This is a genomic window from Streptomyces sp. NPDC058307, from assembly GCF_042880295.1.
Lineage (GTDB): Bacteria > Actinomycetota > Actinomycetes > Streptomycetales > Streptomycetaceae > Streptomyces.
In genome coordinates this window covers 1-2,223 of record NZ_JBHVYZ010000162.1, presented here as the reverse complement: position 1 = coordinate 2,223, position 2,223 = coordinate 1, and the positions used below count along the sequence as shown (strand labels likewise).

Here is a 2,223-nt window from a genome sequence, read left to right as displayed (position 1 = left end):
TCGGCGCGAGCGCGGCCAGGACCTCGACGGCTTCGGTGATGTATCGGTATGCGGTCGTGGTCCCGATGCCGAACCCGGCCGCGAGCTGGGCATAGGGGTGGCCGTTGCGAAGATGGGCGAGCGTGAGCAGAGCCTGCCGGCCGACGCTCAGACGCCGCCAACGGGTACCGAGCTCCTGGCGGCGCTGACGGAGCTTGGCGGACAGGAAACGCAGGGCAGAACTGGACACGTCGACACCCGACGGGTAGACAAGCACACGAAGCCTCTGGTGGAGACGGATTTCTTGGTCGAAAACCCATCTACCAGGGGCTTCACCTGTCTGTCAGGCCAACTGCCCGGCCATCCCGACGGGTTGGAAAGAGCTCACTGAGTGCCAGGCGCTGAAGAACGAGGTCACCTGCCCCTCCACCATGGCACACGAAGATCGTTCCGCGAAGACTCCTCAGCCGGATACATCCATGCGCTGTGTGCCGATGACCGACAGCAGCCGCAGCGTCTCCTGTGCGGGGGAGCCGGGCTCGACCGTGAAGAGCACGATCTGTTGGTCCCGGCCGGGGACGTCGAGGAAGGTGCAGTTGAGGGTGATGGGACCGATCAGCGGGTGATCGACGGTCTTGAGCAGGGTGGGCTCGGGGCGCACGTCGTGCGCGGCCCACAGCCGGGCGAACTCCGCGCTGCCGGCGAGGAGGTCCATCACCAGCGTGGCCACCTCGCGGTCGTCGGGGTAGCGGGCGGCGGCGGCGCGCAGGCGCCGGACCGCGGCGCGGGCGAACGCCTCCGCGTCGAACGGGTCGTACAGCGGCCGCTTCCGCGACCGCGGTGCGAGGTAGGCACGGCGCACGAGGTTGCGCTCGCGCCGGGGCAGGGGGGAAAAGTCCTCCAGGAGGGCGGCGGCCAGATCGTTCCAGGCGATCACCTCGTAGGTCGCGGAGAGCACGATCGCCGCGGTGTGCGGCAGCCGCCGCAACAGGTCGAGGATGCTTTGCGGCACATCGTGCGAGGGCCCGGCCGGCGGGCTGGACGGCGCGCTGGCGAGGTGGTGCAGATGGTCCCGCTCGGCGTCCGACAAGCGCAGGGCTCGAGCCAGTCCGGCGAGTACCTCGCGCGAGGGGCGGGGACCGCGGGCCTGCTCAAGGCGCGTGTAGTACTCGGTCGAAATGAACGCCAGCTGCGCCACCTCCTCGCGGCGCAGCCCCGGTGTGCGGCGGCGCGGCCCGGTGGGCAGACCCACGTCGGCAGGGGTGATGTGCTCGCGCCTGCCACGCAGAAAGCCGGCCAGCTCTTGTCTGTCCATACCTCCAGTGTGCGTGGGTGCTGCGGAGCCGATCCAGGTACCGCCGGTGCCTGGATCGGCTCCGTGGCCGGGCGCAGGCTTGCTGCCATGGACAACGGGCAGATCACCGATACCGCAGTCCCCGCCGCCGAGGGCCTGCCGTCAACGGTGGTGTGTGCCCGACCGGTCCTGGCGCGTATCGGCGCATTCCCTGACTGGTGATACCGGGCCGGCGAATCATCAGTCATTGAACAGAAACGGACAGCATCATGATCAAAATGGTCATCACGTTGAAGCGTCGCGAGGGCATGACTCATGACGAGTTCACCCACTACCAGCGGAACGTCCACAGGCCGCTCCTCATGTCCATCCCGGAGGCGAAGCAGTACATCCGCCGCTTCGTGGTGTCGTATCCCGTCCCCGCGCCGAACTGTCCCGAACCGGACTACGACTCGGTGGTCGAGACATGGTTCGACACGATGGACGACCTCAACGCGCTCTTCTTCTGCGAGAACTGGCTGAAGACCGTCGACCCGGACCACAAAAACTTCGTCGACCTGAACAGCTTTGGAAGCATCATCTCCGAAGAGGAGGTCGTCGTCGGCTGAGAGCCCGGCACCGAGTTCGCCACGGCCTCCACCGACAGCCGGGCAGGGCCAGCAGGCCCGGCCTGGGTGGAGGCCCGGCCCGCTGCGCTCACCGCGTCTCGTGACCCGGCTCGCGCGCATCCTTGTCCAGATCACCGCGCAAGGTCACGATGCGCACGCCGTCGGCCGTGGTGAAGATGGCTGTCGAGGGATCGGGCCGGGCTGGATGAGAGACAGAGATCTCTCCAACCTGTCGGGCTGGGGTACCGGTTGGGGTGACAGACAGACGAAGCCCCATCGAGACCACGACCGCGTACCGGTACATCACCGAACCCGTCGAGGTCCTGGCCGCTCTCGCGCCGC

At 67.8% G+C, this 2,223-nt stretch carries 3 protein-coding genes and 1 pseudogene; 1 reads left to right on the top strand and 3 read right to left on the bottom strand.

The features are described 5' to 3' along the window. Positions 1 to 256, bottom strand: a 256-nt coding sequence (locus ACFVYN_RS41275) for a transposase family protein (RefSeq protein WP_390008061.1), incomplete at its 3' end; no start/stop codon positions are given. 186 nt (positions 257 to 442) lie between these two features. Continuing rightward, entirely contained in the window at positions 443 to 1,294 is an 852-nt protein-coding gene (locus ACFVYN_RS41270) for a helix-turn-helix transcriptional regulator (protein ID WP_390008059.1), read from the bottom strand. A gap of 257 nt (positions 1,295 to 1,551) precedes the next feature. Here ACFVYN_RS41270 and ACFVYN_RS41265 point away from each other — a divergent pair, with 257 nt between their 5' ends. Further along, positions 1,552 to 1,881 (top strand): EthD domain-containing protein, encoded by a 330-nt coding sequence (locus ACFVYN_RS41265; RefSeq protein WP_390008056.1) that lies wholly within the window; start codon positions 1,552 to 1,554, stop codon positions 1,879 to 1,881. 88 nt (positions 1,882 to 1,969) lie between these two features. On the opposite strand, the pseudogene ACFVYN_RS41260 reads toward ACFVYN_RS41265, so the two are convergent. Next, positions 1,970 to 2,223: pseudogene (locus tag ACFVYN_RS41260) on the bottom strand (hypothetical protein); the annotation flags it as partial.